The 15906-nt window shown below is 62.4% G+C and carries 16 protein-coding genes and 3 pseudogenes; 10 read left to right on the top strand and 9 right to left on the bottom strand.

Annotated features, from left to right (window positions below; translation table 11 throughout):
- Positions 1 to 124 precede the first annotated feature (124 nt).
- Positions 125 to 1692: pseudogene (locus tag HB778_RS10785) on the top strand (alkaline phosphatase family protein).
- A gap of 70 nt (positions 1693 to 1762) precedes the next feature.
- On the opposite strand, the gene HB778_RS10790 reads toward HB778_RS10785, so the two are convergent.
- Positions 1763 to 3061 carry a PRC-barrel domain-containing protein gene (locus HB778_RS10790; protein ID WP_183463707.1) on the bottom strand — a complete coding sequence of 433 codons (1299 nt, stop codon included), beginning with the start codon at positions 3059 to 3061 and terminating at the stop codon, positions 1763 to 1765.
- 284 nt (positions 3062 to 3345) lie between these two features.
- On the opposite strand from HB778_RS10790, the gene HB778_RS10795 reads away from it, so the two are divergent.
- Entirely contained in the window at positions 3346 to 4266 is a 921-nt protein-coding gene (locus HB778_RS10795) for a diacylglycerol/lipid kinase family protein (protein WP_183463709.1), read from the top strand.
- Between the two features lie 29 nt (positions 4267 to 4295).
- On the opposite strand, the gene HB778_RS10800 is transcribed toward HB778_RS10795, so the two are convergent.
- On the bottom strand, positions 4296 to 4469 hold the full coding sequence (locus HB778_RS10800; protein ID WP_095201314.1) for a hypothetical protein: 174 nt from the start codon (positions 4467 to 4469) through the stop codon (positions 4296 to 4298).
- Positions 4470 to 4624: 155 nt separating this feature from the next.
- Here HB778_RS10800 and HB778_RS10805 point away from each other — a divergent pair.
- Positions 4625 to 6156: pseudogene (locus HB778_RS10805) on the top strand (sensor histidine kinase).
- Positions 6157 to 6181: 25 nt separating this feature from the next.
- Here HB778_RS10805 and HB778_RS10810 read toward each other — a convergent pair.
- The 3 genes from HB778_RS10810 to HB778_RS10820 all read right to left on the bottom strand — a co-directional run bounded on the left by HB778_RS10810 (position 6182) and on the right by HB778_RS10820 (position 7993).
- Positions 6182 to 6640 (bottom strand): hypothetical protein, encoded by a 459-nt coding sequence (locus HB778_RS10810; protein ID WP_183463711.1) that lies wholly within the window; start codon positions 6638 to 6640, stop codon positions 6182 to 6184.
- Between the two features lie 11 nt (positions 6641 to 6651).
- Positions 6652 to 6978 (bottom strand): DUF883 family protein, encoded by a 327-nt coding sequence (locus tag HB778_RS10815; RefSeq protein WP_069090305.1) that lies wholly within the window; start codon positions 6976 to 6978, stop codon positions 6652 to 6654.
- Positions 6979 to 7231: 253 nt separating this feature from the next.
- The gene (locus tag HB778_RS10820; RefSeq protein WP_183463713.1) at positions 7232 to 7993 is read right to left on the bottom strand and encodes a Crp/Fnr family transcriptional regulator; all 762 of its coding nucleotides are present in this window, start codon (positions 7991 to 7993) and stop codon (positions 7232 to 7234) included.
- Here HB778_RS10820 and HB778_RS43435 point away from each other — a divergent pair.
- Positions 7881 to 8522 (top strand): response regulator, encoded by a 642-nt coding sequence (locus HB778_RS43435; RefSeq protein ID WP_432421245.1) that lies wholly within the window; start codon positions 7881 to 7883, stop codon positions 8520 to 8522. The two genes, HB778_RS10820 and HB778_RS43435, sit on opposite strands and share 113 nt — an antisense overlap.
- Positions 8523 to 8565: 43 nt before the next feature.
- Here HB778_RS43435 and HB778_RS10830 read toward each other — a convergent pair whose 3' ends face one another.
- Together HB778_RS10830 and HB778_RS10835 are read right to left on the bottom strand one after the other, a co-directional pair.
- Entirely contained in the window at positions 8566 to 9117 is a 552-nt protein-coding gene (locus tag HB778_RS10830; RefSeq protein ID WP_010911883.1) for an RNA polymerase sigma factor, read from the bottom strand.
- A 3-nt stretch (positions 9118 to 9120) separates the two neighbouring features.
- Entirely contained in the window at positions 9121 to 9324 is a 204-nt protein-coding gene (locus tag HB778_RS10835) for a NepR family anti-sigma factor (RefSeq protein ID WP_095201308.1), read from the bottom strand.
- A gap of 224 nt (positions 9325 to 9548) precedes the next feature.
- On the opposite strand from HB778_RS10835, the gene HB778_RS10840 reads away from it, so the two are divergent.
- The 6 genes and pseudogenes from HB778_RS10840 (at position 9549) to HB778_RS10865 (ending at position 13186) form a co-directional block, all read left to right on the top strand.
- Complete coding sequence (locus tag HB778_RS10840) at positions 9549 to 10343, top strand: response regulator (RefSeq protein WP_064990804.1); 795 nt, start codon at positions 9549 to 9551, stop codon at positions 10341 to 10343.
- A gap of 307 nt (positions 10344 to 10650) precedes the next feature.
- Positions 10651 to 10815: a DUF1328 domain-containing protein gene (locus HB778_RS10845; protein ID WP_027031438.1), complete on the top strand. Its 165-nt coding sequence runs from the start codon at positions 10651 to 10653 to the stop codon at positions 10813 to 10815.
- A gap of 189 nt (positions 10816 to 11004) precedes the next feature.
- Positions 11005 to 12040 (top strand): annotated as a pseudogene (locus HB778_RS10850) (sensor histidine kinase).
- A gap of 180 nt (positions 12041 to 12220) precedes the next feature.
- Entirely contained in the window at positions 12221 to 12397 is a 177-nt protein-coding gene (locus HB778_RS10855; protein ID WP_183463715.1) for a hypothetical protein, read from the top strand.
- A 133-nt stretch (positions 12398 to 12530) separates the two neighbouring features.
- Positions 12531 to 12857: a hypothetical protein gene (locus tag HB778_RS10860; RefSeq protein ID WP_183463717.1), complete on the top strand. Its 327-nt coding sequence runs from the start codon at positions 12531 to 12533 to the stop codon at positions 12855 to 12857.
- Between the two features lie 83 nt (positions 12858 to 12940).
- The gene (locus HB778_RS10865; protein WP_096450964.1) at positions 12941 to 13186 is read left to right on the top strand and encodes a YMGG-like glycine zipper-containing protein; all 246 of its coding nucleotides are present in this window, start codon (positions 12941 to 12943) and stop codon (positions 13184 to 13186) included.
- Positions 13187 to 13284: 98 nt separating this feature from the next.
- Here HB778_RS10865 and HB778_RS10870 read toward each other — a convergent pair whose 3' ends face one another.
- Positions 13285 to 14925, bottom strand: coding sequence for a CHASE domain-containing protein (locus HB778_RS10870; protein WP_183463719.1), 1641 nt, complete (start codon positions 14923 to 14925; stop codon positions 13285 to 13287).
- Between the two features lie 150 nt (positions 14926 to 15075).
- Positions 15076 to 15900: an ATP-binding cassette domain-containing protein gene (locus HB778_RS10875; protein WP_183463721.1), complete on the bottom strand. Its 825-nt coding sequence runs from the start codon at positions 15898 to 15900 to the stop codon at positions 15076 to 15078.
- Positions 15901 to 15906: the final 6 nt, after the last annotated feature.

Here is a 15906-nt window from a genome sequence, read left to right on the forward strand (position 1 = left end):
TGTGCTGTAAAAGTGAACGATGGAAAGAAATTTGTTCACCAATCGACTAACACGGGCGGCCTTGCGCCCTTGATGGAATCGGTTCCATGAATGGCATTCGACCAACCAGCGAAAGGTATCGCGAGTGACAGGAAAAGCCAGGCGCCCGAATGTTCTCCTGATCGCTTGCGACCAGTGGCGCGGTGATTGCCTGTCGGCTGCCGGCCATCCCGTGGTGAAGACGCCCAACGCCGACGCGCTGGCCGCCGAGGGCGTGCTGTTCAGGCGCCACTATGGCGGCGCCGCACCCTGTTCGCCGGCGCGCGCCTGCCTCTACACCGGCCTCTATCAGATGAACAACCGCGTTTGCCGCAACGGCTCACCGCTCGACGCCCGTCATGGCAACATCGCGCAGCACGCGCGCAGCATCGGCTACGATCCGACGCTGTTCGGCTATACCGACGTGTCGCTCGATCCACGCCTGCTGGCACCCCCGTGATCCAAGGCTGAAAAGCTATGAAGGCGTGCTGCCGGGATTCACGGCGCGCCAGCTGCTGCCGGAGCACCAGAAGCAGTGGCTGTCCTGGCTGAAGCAGCAGGGCATCGATGCCAGCGCCGGATTTCCAGGCATCCACCGTCCCGTAGACGAGGACGACAGCGGCGACGCCGTGACCGAGGCACCGCCGATCTATTCGAAAGACCAGACGCCGGCGGCTTTCCTTGTCGGCGAGTTTCGCCGCTGGCTCGGCGAGCAGGAGCAGGCCACGCCCTGGTTCGCGCATCTTTCCTTCATCAGCCCGCATCCACCGTTCATCGTACCGGAGCCCTACAACACACAATACGATCCAGCCGACGGCCCGGCCTTTCACCGTGCGGAGAGCTGGCGGGCCGAAGCGCAAAGCCATCCCTATCTCGCCTATGATCTCAGCCGGCAGAAACGCGCGAAATTCCGCCCCGGCGCCGCGGGCAAGGTGCACGACTGGAGCGAGGATGATTTCCGCCGCATCCGGGCGATTTATTACGGCATGATCTCGGAGGTCGACGCAAAGCTTGGCCTGGTATGGCAGGCGCTCAAGGCTTCGGGCGCGTGGGACGACACAATCATCGTTCTCACCTCGGATCACGCCGAGATGATGGGCGATCATTTCATGCTGGGCAAGGGCGGCTACTTCGATGGCAGCTACCATATCCCGCTGATCATTCGCGATCCGCGGCATGGCAAAGGCTGCCGGCGGCACGGTCGATCGCTTCACCGAAGCGGTAGACATCTTGCCCACGCTTATAGACCTGCTTGGCGAGCCGCCCGAACCACATCTCGACGGATGGTCGCTCAAACCATTCCTGAGCGGCGGAACCCCCGCTATCTGGCGCGACGCCGCGCATTGGGAGTTCGACTTCCGCTCGATCGCCGATGGCGAGGCCGAAGCGCATTTCGGCATTGCCTCTCGCCAGTGCAACCTGGCTGTCATCCGCACCAAAAAATTCAAATACGTGCATTTCGGCGGCGGCTTGCCACCCTTGCTTTTCAACGTCGAGACCGACCCTGGCGAACTGACCAACCTCGCCACCAGCCCCGCGCATCTGTCCACCCGTCTGGAATTCGCCGAACGGCTTCTCGCCTGGCGGGCCGAACATCTCGACCAGTCACTGGCGCTGGCGGAGTTAACGGACAATGGCGTGGTGGGACATGTGAGTAAGGCAGTGAGGGAGTGAAGGCGTAAGGCAGTAAGGCAGGAGTTTGGATACACCGGCACCGACGCCGCTGCCCTACTGCCCTACTGCCCTACTTCACAATCAACCGCTGCTGGTCGCGCTTCTCGGCATAGCTGCCCTTGTCATAGGCAGGCTGTGCCTCGAGCTGTTCCTTGGTGAAGGTGGTGTAGAGATATTTCTTGCCGTCCTTGTCGGTCATGAATTTGAGATTATCCAGACCGACCGCCACCTCCTTCTCGCCGATGCCAAGGAAGCCTCCGACATTGACGATCACCGCGTCGGTCTTCTTGTCGGGCGTCAGTACGACATCGCCGATCTCCCCGACCTTGGCGTCGTTGGCGCCGTAGACCGTCGCACCCTTCAGATCGTCACCTCTGATTTCTCCAACCGGCATCTCGGTCAGAGCGGACTTGTCGATGGCAGCCGTCTGAGTCTGATCAGGGGCAATGGCATCAGGCGTAGCAGCTGTCTTGTCAGCCGGAGCGGCAGCAGGAGCGGCTGGCGCGGTTGCCGCCGGTTCGTTGGATGCCGTCGTTGCCGGCACCGGGTCATAGGCCTTGCGGTTGAAATCCGGCTGCGCCTGCAGCTCTTCCTTGGTGGTCTGCGCCACCAGCCAGCGGTCGCCGTTCTTCTCCGCCCACTGCGCCTTGCTGAAATCATAGGTGACATTCTTGGCGCCGAGGCCAAGGAAACCACCGACGCCGATGACCAGCGATTCCGCCTTGCCTTCCTTGTTAAGCACGATGTCATTGACGCTGCCGATGTTCTGCGCGTCATCGCTGGTGCCGTTGTAGACGGTCTCGCCAATGATGTTGGTGGCAAGGTTGCCATCACCACGCTTCACCGGTTCGGCGGAGGCGGCGGCAGGAGCCTGCGCGGTATCCGTCGTCGCAGGAGCTGCCGGTGCTGCCGCGTCGGTGGAAGTGGCAGGAGCCGGCGCGGCGCCATAGGGCTTGCTGTCAAACTCAGGATGCGCCGTCAGTTCGTCCTTGGTGGTCTGGGCAACCAGCCAGCGGTCGCCGTTCTTTTCGGCCCACTGCAGCTTGTCATAGTCGAACGCGACATTCTTAGTGCCGACGCCAAGGAAGCCGCCGACGCCAATGACAACCGATTTTGCCATGCCGTCCTTGTCGAAGACGACATCGCTGACCTTGCCGATGTTCTCGGCGTCGTCGCCTGTGCCGTTATAGACGGATTCGCCGATGATGTTGGTGACGATACTGCCTTCGGCGTGCGCCACCGGAGCGGCTGCGGCCGGCGCCTGAACGGCAGGAGCGTCGGCCGGAGCCGGGGTCGTCGCGGTCTGCGCAAAGGCGCCCGTCGCGATCAACGTTGCGAGTGCGGTCGTGGCTAAAAGAGTGCGTATCATGATAGTCTCTCCTGGTGCGTGATTTCATGCGCGCCGCGCCCGATTGAACCGTTGCTGGGAAGATCGGGCGCGGCATCTCCACGGGTTCACAACGTCGTGACCATGCCGTTGTTCCGACAAAACTGGCGTGGATTTCGCGTCGGAAAAACACGCAGCAGTTGCGCGGGCGGTTGGTGAACCCGCGTTGAATTGCACCTTTCCAACGGAACCTTTCCCGCATCGCCACGTTTCAGCCTGCGGCTGGGCTCCTCCGGCCGTCTTGGGCTGAAACAACGGAGCGGGGCATGAAATTTGCAGCGGTGCTGAACCGGGATGGGGGCACCTTGCGCACCACCGACCTCGCCGCTTTTTCCGACAGGATGCGCCAGACGCTGGAGGCGGCAGGCCACTCCTTGAGCATTGACGTGGTTGCCGGCAAGGACGTGGTGGAAAGCCTCGACAGCGCGGCTTCGCACCGCGCCGTCGATGTGGTGCTGGCGGGTGGCGGCGACGGAACCATTTCAGCGGCGGCCGCGAGGCTGATGGGCACGAAGAAGGCGCTTGCCATCTTGCCGGCCGGCACCATGAACCTGTTTGCGCGCGGCCTCGGCATTCCGCAGTCGCTCGATGCCGCGCTGAAATCCTTCGCTGATGGTGAGATCATCGCCGTCGACGTGGCCACCGCCAACGGCCGGCCCTTCATTCATCAATTCTCGATCGGCATGCATGCGAAGATGGTGCAGCTGCGCCAGGGAATGGAATTCGGCTCGCGCCTGGGCAAGATCGGAGCTTCGGCCAAGGCGGCATGGGCGACAATCAAGAACCCGCCGGCGATGAACGTCACGCTCACCATCGGCAAGGCTGAGATGACGACGCGCATCTCAGGCATCGGCGTCACCAACAATCTGTTCGGTGAGGGCCATCTGCCCTATGCGGACAATCCTTCGGGTGGCGTGCTCGGCATCTATGTCACGGTGGCGCAGCAGCGCGCCGAGCTGGTGAAATTCCTCTTCAATGTGGCGCGCGGCAAATGGCGTGACAATGAACATGTCGAAATCCATCAGGCTGACCGCACCGTCCTGAAAATCCATTCCGGCAGCAGAAAATTCCGCGCCGTCATGGACGGCGAACTGGTCAGGCTCGAGCATGAGACGACGATCGAAATCCGGCCCGGCGCGCTGAATGTCCTGGTGCCGGCCAGCATTGCCGAGGCAAAGGCCGCCTGATGCGATCTCCAACGATGACGGCCGAAAATCTAGCCGCTCGGCGCGCTTCCCTGCTGCGTCGCCGGTGTCTTGGTCGCCTCACCGTAGATTTCGGCGATGCCCCAGGCAGCAAAGGCCAGAAGCAGCGCGGCGATCAGGATGCGCAGGCCGTGCCAGCCCCACCGCCCCTGACGCGCTTTGTCCTCGGGAATGATCTTGGCCATGGCCGGTCCTTGTCTCGCTCCGCGCCCGTGGGCGCCTTCGGCAAATCACGGTCGGGTAACGGTTCCTCGCTAGGATGGTTCCGGGAATGCCACCTTGCCATGGGCCGTTGGATCGGCAAGACGGCGAAGACCGGCATGGGCATTTGGGGATTGGGGTGAACAGCAAGGCGGAAATAGGGGCGAGCCTGCCGGCCGAGGTGGCGCTCGCGGTCAATGCCGAAGACCGGCTGGCCGTGCTGCACGGGCTGGAGATGCTGGATACGGCGGCCGATCCGGATTTCGACCGCATCAGCAGCCTTGCCGCGGCTGTGATGCAGGCGCCGATCGCCCTGGTCACGCTGGTCGATCTCGAACGGCAATGGTTTAAGTCGTGCTTTGGCCTCGACCAGACCGAGACCGCGACCGACATCTCCTTCTGTGCCCACGCCATCGCCGCCGGCGACGATCCCATGGTGGTGACGGACGCGACGACGGACCCGCGCTTCAAAACCAACCCGCTGGTGACCGGCAAGCATCATGTGCGCTTCTATGCCGGCGCGCCGATGGTGGTGGCGGGTGCCAGGATCGGCACGCTGTGCGTGCTCGATCGCAAGCCGCACGCCTATCCCTCCGGCGCCAAGCTCGATCAGTTGAAGACGCTGGCCAGCCTTGCCGCCAGCCTGTTCACCTTGAAGGACGCGACCCGCAGCGGCGCCATCGCCGAGGCCGCCCTGGCGCGCGAGGAGAAGCGGCGGGCCATCGCGCTCGACGCGGCCTCGCTTGCCAGCTGGGCATGGGATATCCGCACCGACATGATCGAATGCGATGTCCGGCTGTCGGAACTGTTCAACCTGCCGCGCTCGACCCGTCTGCGGGCGCGCGACATCCTGACTGCCATCGATCCGCGCGACGTCTACCAGACCGAAACCCGCTTCCGCGATGCCCTGTCCGGCAGCGACGACTATTTTGGCGAATACCGCGTGAAGGGCTTTCATCCGCCACGTTGGGTGGCCACGCGCGGCCGCGTCATCGAGCGCGACGGCGACGGCAAGCCGACGCTGATCTTCGGCGTCAACTACGACATTTCCGAACGCAAGCTCGGCGACGAGCGGCAACGACTTTGCTGCGCGAGCTCAACCACCGCGTCAAGAACACGCTGGCGACCGTCCAGGCGCTGGCGACGCAGACCGTGCGCCATGCCCGCCAGCCGAGCGAATTCCTCGAAGCTTTCAGCGCCCGTCTTCAGGCGCTGGGCATCGCCCACAATCTCTTGTCCGACCGCGAGTGGCGCGGCATCGGCATCCGCGAGCTCGTCCAGATCGAGATCAGGCCCTTTGACACAGCCGACCAGCCGCGCATCACCATCTCCGGCGCCGACCTCTTGCTGTCGCCCGATCAGGCCGTCGGCCTCGGACTCATCCTGCACGAACTGGCCAGCAACGCGCTGCAATATGGATCGCTGTCGATTGCATCGGGCAAGGTCGATCTCGACTGGAAGACACAAGGCAGGAAGGGCAGCCGTCGGCTGGTGTTGACCTGGCGCGAAAGCGGCGGACCGGCAGTCGCCCCGCCGCAGCGCCACGGCTTCGGCTCGATCCTCATCCGCCGCAGCCTGGCCAAGGTCATTTCAAGCGAAGTGACCCATGAATTCCGGCCGGAAGGCGTCTTCGCCGAAATATCGATGCCGTTGGAGGATCTGTCCAAGTGACGGATCATAATCGGGAGCGGCAGCGTTATTTCCCCTCCCCGCCATCCGGATCGTCGGGCTTCACATTCTCGCGGTAGATGGCATAGGCGGCGAGCGCCACGGCCGGGCCCAGAATGACACCGAGGCCGCCTTTTCCCTTGAGCAATACCGGCAGCACGGCGAGTGCCGCCGTAATGCCGAGCGCCCTCATGTCGGCTTTGCGCCGCCTTGCCTCGCTGCGGGCACGGGCGCCGGACATCAGCCGATGGACCAGAAGCACGAGGCCGGCGATCACCAGGAAGCCGACACCGAAGCCAAGCGCCGCGGAGAATGATCCATAACGGGCGGCGGCCCAGATATAGGCCGCCCCGACCAGAAAGCCGAGGCCGCAAAGTGCCGCCAAAGCGGCTATCGCATACACGATGGCCGCCGTACGTGCGCGACGTATGGCGGCGATGGTTTCACCCGAGGCGAAACCCGAGAGCAGGGATGCCAGCAGACCCATCTCAGGCGGAACTAGCGACGCGCAAGCAGCGCGAAGAGGAAGCCAACGCCGGCGGCGATCGCCAGCGACGTCACCGGCTTTTCGCGAACATTTGCCAGCAACTGCGCCTCGATATCCTTGGCACTGCCGCGAAGGCTGTCAAACGCAGCTTCACCCTGCGCGCGCAATTGCTCGACTCCCTCGGTGGCCGCGCGGCGGGCGGTGCCATAGCCATGTTCACCGGTCTTGGCCAACTGCTTGGTAAGCTTGTCGATATCGGCCTTCAACTGACGGATGTCGGCTTCGAGGTCCGAATTTGCCCGCGCTTCGTTGGCGGTCTTCCCTGCAGCGGTTGCCATTGCTTAACTCCTTGTGATTGCTCGATTTCAAACGCGCCGTGCGTCTCAAGGTTCCGGCATCGGGACAAACTAGAGCAACTCCAGGAAAAGTGCGAAACGGTTTTCCCGGGAAAAGTGCGTAGCACTTTCCCTTGGGAGTTGCGTCAAAACAAAGAGATAGAGCAGTTCGCTGTTTCCGTGAAACAGTGAAATTGCTCTAGCCGAAAAACATGCGCGTGCGCACCAATCGCCAATCCATGGCGAGAGGTGCGTCTCAGATCAGAGGGCGACGCCCCTCGCCCAGCCCTTCCCAGCCCGCGAGCAACTTGAGCGCTTCATTGTCGACGACCTCGCAACCACCATCGCGCCAGACGATCAGCTTGCGGTCCATCAGCTTGCGGATCGTCTTGTTGGTGTGAACCAGCGAGAGGCCAAGCGTGTCGGCGATGTGCTGCTGCGTGATCGGAATCTGGATGGATTTCTTGCCGTTCAATCCGACGACTTTGGCGCGGCTGCCGATGAAGGCGATAAGGTAGGCGGCGCGTTCGATCGCGCTGCGGCGGCCGACACTGAGCAGGTTCTCGTCCAGCATGCGTTCTTCACGCGACGCGATCCAGGTTATGTCGTAGGCGAGACCCGGATGGTTGCGGTAGAGCTCGTGCAGATTGTCGCGCTCGAAGACACACAGCAGCATTGGCGACAGGGCCTCGACGGAATGCTGCATTTCCCCCATGACGCTGCCTTGCAGGCCGATGAGATCGCCGGGCATGAGATAGTTGAGGATCTGTCGGCGCCCGTCCGGCAACAGCTTGTAGCGGAACGCCCAGCCGGACAGCACCGTGTAGAGATGGGCGCTGTGGCTTCCTTCCACGAGGACCGTGGCGCCCTTGTCGACCGCCAGTTCCCCCTTCTTGAATGTGCTGATGAAGGCGAGTTCCTCTTTTTCGAACTCCCGGAACACGGGCAGGGGCCGCAACGGGCAATTTTCGCAAGGGTATTGGCGGCTTGCGAAAGAACGTGCATTCTGGCTTGGCATTTCGACCCCCTTCGAAAGCCTGCCGGTCGGCAGGCCGGTTTCAAACGCTTTGCCGGGGATCGGGTTCCGCCGCTGGTGGCATGTCTTTTTAAATGACAGCGCGCGGAATTGCGATCATGACTCCCGGCGTTTCAAGGAGCGATTACCCGTGCCCCATTTGCTTGACGGATTGCGAATTCTTGTCCTGGAGGACGAATTCCTCATCGCCATGGATGTCGAGCAGCTCTGCCGCGACCACGGAGCCGGCGAGGTGGTGGTTGCCCGCGACCTTGCCGAGATCGATGACCGAAAGATCGCAACGCAATTCGACGCGGCCATCGTTGATCTGATGCTGGGCGGCACCTCGACGCTCGAATTCGCAGCCGGTTTACGTGAAACAGGCGTCCCGTTCGTGTTTGCCTCCGGCTATTCGGACGCTGACGAGATCAAGGCATCCTTTCCGGGGGTGCGGCTGGTCACCAAACCCTATTCAGGCGAAGATCTCGTCGAAGCGGTCGCGCTGGCCTATGGACGTGGCTCTCCCGGATGAGACCGATGCGGCCGCATCCGCATCCCGTTGTCCAGACCTCGCGTTAATGCGCCGCCGTCCCCGTGACCTGAGCCGAGATCGCATCGGGACCATATTCGTCCTCGCCCGAAATCTTCAGGATTTCCTGCAGGCGCGTGCGGGCCCTGCTGACGCGGCTCTTGATCGTTCCGACCGCGCAACCGCAGATTTCGGCGGCCTCCTCATAGGAGAAGCCTGAAGCGCCAATGAGGATGATGGCCTCGCGCTGGTCTTCCGGCAATTGCTCGAGAGCGCCACGAAAATCCTTGAGGTCGAGTTGGCCGTGCTGGGCCGGATGCACGGCAAGCCTGGCCGTCATGATGCCGTCGCTGTCCTGCACCTCGCGGCCGCGTTTGCGCATCTGTGAATAGAATTCATTGCGCAGGATGGTGAAAAGCCATGCCTTGAGATTGGTGCCGGGCTGGAAGCTCTCATGCTTGTCCCAGGCCTTGACCAGCGTTTCCTGAACGAGGTCGTCGGCCTTGTCGGCATTCTGCGTCAGCGACACGGCAAAGGCCCGCAAGCTCGGGATTGCCCCAAGCAGATCGGTCTTGAAGCCTTGGGAGACCGCTGCCATGCCTCAGTCCTTCTTCTGTGCGGGTTCGGCCTGTTCCAGCTGGCTGAGCAACTGGGCGAAGCGATCCGGCACATCGTCGGAGACCAGCTCGTCATAATATTGTTTGAGTTTGCGACCGATTTCGGAGTTCGGCCCGAGCGGATCGCCGGCACCGTTCCGGCGCCTGCCCACGGCGCCAGCCAAAATATCTTTCGTCATGTCCTTCATTTCGCCCTTATATTCCCAGCGCCCAGGCCGCTCATATTCAACTCAACACAAGGCAAGCGGCACCCTCGTCTGGTTGCCCATCCCGACACTGAAACGCCGCTCTCGCCTATTCGTTCCATATCGGCCGGAACTTTTTCGGAAAATCCGCGTTGTATTAGCGGGGCCTGCAATCAGCTTGGCCTGCAATCCGTGCAATCACGTCATTCTGAGGGAGACGTCTTACCATGAGTTTATCCGCCACCATCGCACCGCACCTGCCGTTCCTGCGCCGCTTCTCGCGTGCCGTCTCGGGATCGCAAGAGAGCGGCGACGCGCTGGTCGCTGCGATGCTTGAGGCCATCATAGCCGACGTCGACATCTTCCCCGAGGCATCGAGCGACCGTATCGCGCTCTACAAGGTTTTCGCCAAACTCTTCACCTCGGTGGCCATCCGCGTGCCACAGGAGCAGGCCCAATCGGCATGGGAGCAGCGCGCCGCCGCCAATCTCAATGCGATCGCGCCTCTTCCGCGCCAGGCCTTCCTGCTGGTTGCCGTCGAAGGCTTCAGCGAAGACGAGGCGGCCGAGATACTGGACGTCGGCGACCAGCAATTCTCCGAGCTGCTTGCCCAGGCAAGCAATGAGATTTCCCGCCAGGTGGCGACCGACGTGCTCATCATCGAGGACGAACCGCTGATCGCCATGGACATAGAGGAGATGGTCGAGAGCCTCGGTCATCGTGTCGTCGGGACGGCGCGCACGCACGCCGAAGCGGTGACGATGTTCGGCAAGACGCGGCCGAAGATGGTGCTGGCCGACATCCAGCTCGCCGACGGCAGCTCGGGTATCGAGGCGGTCAACGAGATCCTGTCGTCAACCTCGGTGCCGGTGATCTTCATCACCGCCTTTCCCGAGCGCCTGCTGACCGGCGAGCGCCCCGAACCGGCCTTCCTGGTGACCAAGCCGTTCAATCCCGACATGGTCAAGGCGCTGATCAGCCAGGCGCTGTTCTTCGACCGCCAGGCGAAGGCCGCCGCCTAATGCCTGTCGCCCAAAAGTGATCTCGGTTTTGGGGGAACGACATGCATAAAAGTAAAGATCTAAAGCGCGTCGCATGAACCCGTTTCAGCGCGACGCGCTTTAGGTCCGCTGCTTTTCCGGCAGGAATACCCGACATCAAAGGCCGTTCGATGCGATGCATCGGGCGGCCTTTTGGCAACCCGATCCATCAACCGAGAATTTCGAGAGCTCCACTGCGAACCATTTGCAAGCGCCGTCTTTTTCAGCAAAGGGTGGAACAAACCGCATCCACCCACGTTTCCCTGCATCATTCGGAAGGAGATGAACCATGCTCTACTGGGCGCTCGTATTTCTCGTCGTGGCGATCATAGCCGGCGCGCTTGGTTTCGGCGGCATCGCCGGCACATCTGCCGGTATCGCGCAGATATTGTTCTTCATCTTTCTCGCCTTCCTGGTCATTTCGCTGCTGGCCGGCCTGTTCAAACGGGCGTGAGGGCGAACACCTATCCGAGCGAACACTGGAAGCCGCACCCCTCAAACGGTTTCCAGCCACCGCCGGACGGAGCCCTTCAAAAGGCACCGTCCGGCGGACCGTTTTAGGGGACAGGTTTCCGGGAAATTTCATTTGGGAACCCATTTCACAGTGAGCCGTTCAGCCTGAGTTGGGTGGACAAATCGACCGATGCGCTCCAGGACTGCAGATAGAACGGAAGGCGCACGGAGCGACGAAGTCATCGCCCTGCATCCGGCAGAAAGTGGCATGCAGCTTGGCCGGGCTCTTCTCCACGCACTGCACAATGCCGGCATTTCCGTTCTCTATCAGGATCGCGAGATGAAAACCGTATGGGCTCGCAACGTGCGCGCGCCCTGGGCCTCGGACAATTCCGACGGCAATGGCATTCTACCGATGGCGCAGGCAGACCGCATCAGCGCCGCCAAGCGCGACGTGGTCGCGACCGGCAACCCAGAGCGGCTCGAGATCAGTGTTCCGGTCGAGAACGGCGTCCGCTGGTTTCAGATCTGGGTCGATGCCGACCGGGGTGACGCCGGTGACGTGCAAGGTGTCGTCACCACCATGGTCGAGACGACCGAGCAGAAGCGGCGCGAACAGACACTGACAACGCTGCTGCGCGAGGTCAGCCACCGCTCGAAGAACCTCCTGGCGATCATCCAGAGCATCGCGACCCAGACCGGTCGCTATTCCGATGGCATCGGCGACTTCCTGACGCGTTTTCGCGGCCGGCTGCAGTCGCTGGCCTCCTCCCAGGATCTGGTGACGTCCTCGAACTGGCGCGGTGCAGCCCTTCATGAACTGGTGACGAGCCAGGTCGGCCGCTACGGAACGAACACGTCGCACGGCCTTCGCTTCCGGGGCGCCAATCCCTATCTCAATCCCAATGCCGCCCTGCATATCGGCCTGGCGATGCATGAGCTCGCCGTCAACTCGGTCAGCTACGGCGCCCTGTCCCGGCCGGATGGATTCGTCGAAGTGACCGCCAATCTCAACACCGCCGCCACTGGCGAGGTCGCCCTGTCGCTGACATGGGCCGAGACCACAGGAGCCAATGGCGGCCGGGGGGAATCAAAAGCGTTTCGGCAGCGTCGCGCTGGAGCGGGTGGTGCCTACATCGCTCAGCGGAACCGCGAGCCTCGACATCGCGGACGGCCGCCTTGAATACCGCCTTGTCGTCCCGCACAGCAATTTCGAGACGCAGTGAGTGACTCTATCTCTTTGATTTAGAGGCGGATTCAGATTTCAGGTCGATCTGACCTGAAATCATCCGGCTCTGGCGGTAAGCAACGATCCTTAACCGGCTGTTCACCATAGGAGCGGATGCTGTTTTACCCAGATACGGCTGCAACCCACTGGGCTGCGGCACGGTGTGGGGAGGAAATGCTTGACGGTCACCGACATAAACAGACTGGAACAGGCCGCCCGTGTTTCGATGGGCGAATTTCAGGATCCCGAAGCATCCGCGGAACCGCTTTCCCTATCGCATCACGCATTGCTGTGGGGCATCGTCCTGGCGGCGGCCGCGACAATTCTCCTAATCGCCGTGTTCCAGCTGACCTGACCTAAATCCCCTGCCGGCAACATTGCCCGGCGTTCAACCGCTTGCAGCGCTGGCATTATTCGTGTGTCCACCCCGGTCGCTCAGGAACTTTCGGCCGATCTGGGCCGTTATTGTGGCGAGAGGACACGTCGCCATGGAACACATCGCTGCATTGTTGCTGGTCATCGGTTGCAGCAATTCGATGACCGAGTGCCACGAACTGCAGGTGCCGGTGAGCATTTTCGAAACCGCCGACGCATGCACCGCCGAGCGTCCCTTCGCCATGGGCGACGTGCAGGGACAGGCGCAGCATATTGTCGCCAAGTGTCTCGCTGTCGATCCCGCGCTCGAGGATGACTATGATCAGATCGTCTGGAATGTGCGTCCCGATGGCAGCCTCGAAGCTTCGCTTGCCATTTCCAGCCTGGTCATGGCATCTAACGCAGTACGCCCAGAAAAAGACTATCTTAGCCAACAATAAATTCGAGCAGCAAAGGCCGTCATTTCGTGCTAAATGGCTGTTGGAGCTTACCAAAGTGTGGACACAAAGTGAGGAGTGACTCTATGCGGAAGATGATTATTGCCATGGTTGCGGTGGCCGCTCTCAGCGGCTGCACCTCGACCGAGCAGGACGTCGTTGGCGGCGGCTTGATTGGCGCCGGTATCGGCGGTCTGGTCGGCGGCGGCAAGGGCGCGCTGATCGGTGCGGCTGTCGGTGCCGGTTCCGGCCTGCTGGTTCGCAAGCTGCAGAACGGCTATTGCCAGTATCGCGATCATCGCGGCCGGATTTACACGGCGCGCTGCAACTAATCCGGCGATAGTCGAAACTTCGATCCGGAGGCCGGCCCGCCGGCCTCCGGATTTTGTACGTATTGGCGTTCGATTGCCATCCGCCTGGCTGGTCGCCGTCAGCCAGTCAGTGGGATTCGTATTTCCACCTTCAGACCATCGGCCTGAAAATCGCGCTTGATCGTGCCGCGCAGCTCGCGCGTGACATTGAGGTCGATCAGCTTGGTGCCGAATCCGGTCTCGGCCGGCGCCTCGACTTTCTTCTTTCCGGCCTCCCGCCAGTTCAGCGCCAGCGTCCGCTCGCGCCCACGCCCTTCCACCGACCAGTCCACCTTGAGCGCCCAGTCACTCCTGAGCGAATTGGCGGAATTGCCGGCTTCGCCGTATTTCAGCGCATTGGTTGCCAGCTCATGAAAGGTCAGGCCAAGCGCCTGCGTCGTGGTCTCGTCGAGCAGCACCTCCGGTCCTGACAGCAACCCCTCGGGCAGGTCCTTGCCGAACACCTGGCCAAGCTCGATGCGCAGCAGATCGGCGAGATCGGCCTTCTGCCAACGCGAGCGCGTCAGCATGTCCTGGGAGGCCGCCATTGCCTGCAGCCTGGCCGAGAAGGATGCCGAGAACTCGTTGACGTCAGTCGCCCGCGAAGCCGTCTGCCGCGCGATCGCCAGCACCCGGGTGATCGAATTCTTGATGCGATGCTTCATCTCCTGCAGCATCAGGTCTTTTTCGAGCAGGCTCTTTTCGGTCGTCTCGTGCAGGCGCGATGCCGCCTCATAGGCGCGCTCCTGATAGCGCGCCACCAGTGCGATGGCGCCCGCCGCCAGCAGGCCGAACAGCCCCAGCATCACCGGGATGGCGCGCGACGACGGCTGCGAGAAGGCGCTGGTCGGCCTGAACAGCACCGTCCACGGCCGGCCGGCCACCGTGATCTTGCGGGTGACCAGCAGCCGGTCGCCAAAGGACGAAGCCGGCGGCGTCTCCGACCGGAACAACAGATTGTCGCTGTTCGCCGCGCCGTCATAGATCTCGGTGTTGACCGGCAGCAGCGGCGCGCGGCTGAGCGCGATCTGGAACAGGTCGCGGGCCCGGAAGGCTGCATAGAGAAAGCCCGCGGTCGAGGACCGCGATGCGTTGATGACCTCCGGCGCGGTTTCGACGTTGAGCCGCACGAAGACCAGGAAGCCGGGGAAGGTCTGCGTGGCACCCGTGCCCTGGCCCAGTTGCACCAGGCCGCTCGCGTGCTGCTGATCATCGGCCATTGCCTTCTCGATCGCCGCGCGCCGCACCGCTTCGCTGAACATGTCATAACCGATACTGGCCTGATTGGACGGATCCAGCGGTTCGAAGAGCATGATGGGCGCGCGCCAGGGCTGCGTCGTTTCCGGATAGACCGGATGGCTGACGCCAAAATCATGGAGGATGTCGCGTTCAACCGCCGCCTCGTCGCCCGTCTTGACGAGGCCGAGGAAGCCGATGCCGCGCAGGCCGGCGAAATTGTTGTCGACATCCAGCGCGTTGAAGAACGCCTTGAATTCGTTCTGGGAGATGTCGCCATTGCGGGCATCGAACAGCGCCTGTGTCGACCGCAGCAGCGACAAATGCAGGTCGATCCGGCTCTCGATCCGGTTGAGTGCATCGTCGGCCGCCGCTTCGAACTTGATGCGGGAGGCCTCCTGCGTCGCGAAATAGGCGAACCCCGCCATGGTCATGCTGATCAGCGCAACGGCGATGAACGCGACAATCGGAAAAAGTTTCTTCAACGGATGATGTGGTCCATGGGCAATACCGGACCTTTATGGGCAAGTCGCCGGGCCAACACAATGGCAAGGCCAAGCCATCGCGGTCACTGGCATATCACGTGAGCGGCAACGGGCGATGCCAATCAAGCCCATACCGGGCCGCCGACAGCCTCAGGCGGCGATCTTCAGCGCGCCCGGCCCGGGAATGGCGCCCGGAGGACATTTGCCCAGGATGATCATGCCGAGCACCTCGTCCTGGGTGACATCGGTGGTGCGCGCGGTGCCGACGACCTGGCCGTTCTTCATGACGCAGACCCGGTCGGCCAGTTCGAACACATCGTGAATGTCGTGGCTGATCAGGAAGATGCCGATGCCATCGGATTTGAGCTGCTTGACCAGTTCGCCGACCTGCGCCGTCTCCTGCGGACCAAGGGCGGCCGTCGGCTCGTCCATGATCAGGATGCGGGCGTTGAACAGGATCGCGCGCGCAATCGCCACCGATTGCCGCTGTCCGCCCGACAGCTTGATCACCGGCTCCTTGAAGCGCTGGAAGCGCGGATTGAGCCGGCCCATCACCTTGCGCGCCTCGGCCTCCATGGCAACGTCGTCGAGCGTGCCCCAGCCGGTCATCAGCTCGCGCCCGAGGAACAGATTGGCGGCGGCGTCGACATTGTCGGCCAGCGCGAGTGTCTGGTAGATCGTCTCGATGCCGTATTTCTTGGCATCGCGCGGATTGGCGATCGAAGCCTCCTCGCCATTGACGAAGATCTGGCCGGCATCGCGCTTGTAGGCGCCGGAGAGGATCTTGATCAACGTCGATTTGCCGGCGCCGTTATGGCCGAGCAGCGCCACGACCTCGCCGGGGAAAAGATCGATCGAGGCATCGTCGACGGCGCGGATGCCGCCAAAGGCGATCGAGATGTTGCGCATGTCGATCAGCGGCGTGCCAGAGGGGGCAGTTGTGGGGGAAGTTGCGGGAGCGGTTTTGTCGGCCATGATCGT

Origin of the sequence: Mesorhizobium huakuii, assembly GCF_014189455.1 — a bacterium.
In the GTDB taxonomy this organism is placed as follows: Bacteria; Pseudomonadota; Alphaproteobacteria; order Rhizobiales; family Rhizobiaceae; genus Mesorhizobium; species Mesorhizobium huakuii_A.